Raw genomic sequence first — 751 nt, 5'->3', positions numbered from 1 at the left:
GGTGCGTCGCGCTCTTTCGGATCAGGCAGCGGACATGGGTGCGTAGCGCTCTTTCGGATCAGGGAGCGAGTGGGAGCGCTCGCTCGCACCTCGGGAGCGGCATCGCCGCGGATGGACGAATGCGGAATGACGTCGCACGCGACATCAGTCCGGCTGTCCGACTTCGGCTGAAGTCGTTCCCACAGATTGATGTCGCGCGCGACATCAATCTGGGTGGGCTAGTGCAGCCAGAAGTCGGTGACCGACAACCCGACCTCGGTCAGCAGGCGCTGGACCAGCGGTAGGCCGATCCCGATGACCGACGACGGGTCGCCGTCGATGCGCTCGACCAACCAGCCGCCGAGGCCGTCGAGGGTGAACGCGCCCGCGACCTGCAACGGTTCGCCGCTGTCCACGTAGCGCGCGATCACGTCGTCGTGGGCGTCGGTGAAATGGATTGTCGTGGAGGAGGTTCCGGCCGCGGTGGCGGAATCGGCGCCGGGGCTCAGCCGGATCAGGTGATGACCGGTGAGCAGATCGGCGCTGCGCCCGCGCATCTCGCCCCACTGGGCCAGTGCGCGTTCGGGGGTGTGTGGCTTGCCCAGCAGGCGGTCGCCGAGAAGCAGCATCGAGTCGCAGCCGATCACCACGACCGTCTCGCCGTTCTCGACCGCGCCGGCGAGGTCCGGGAGCGCGGCGACGGCCTCGGCCTTCGCGCGCGCCAGCGCGGCGACCACGGCATCGGCGGGGGTGCCGGGCGGCAACTGGGCGA

At 69.6% G+C, this 751-nt stretch carries 1 protein-coding gene; it reads right to left on the bottom strand.

Annotated elements, in window-relative coordinates; genetic code table 11:
• Window positions 1–218 precede the first annotated feature (218 nt).
• On the bottom strand, window positions 219–751 hold a 533-nt coding region (locus OK17_RS21210), incomplete at its 5' end, for a Maf family protein (protein WP_461418672.1).

The sequence above is a fragment of the Gordonia sp. GN26 genome, assembly GCF_054823965.1.
This window is presented reverse-complemented; position numbering and strand designations above follow the sequence as displayed.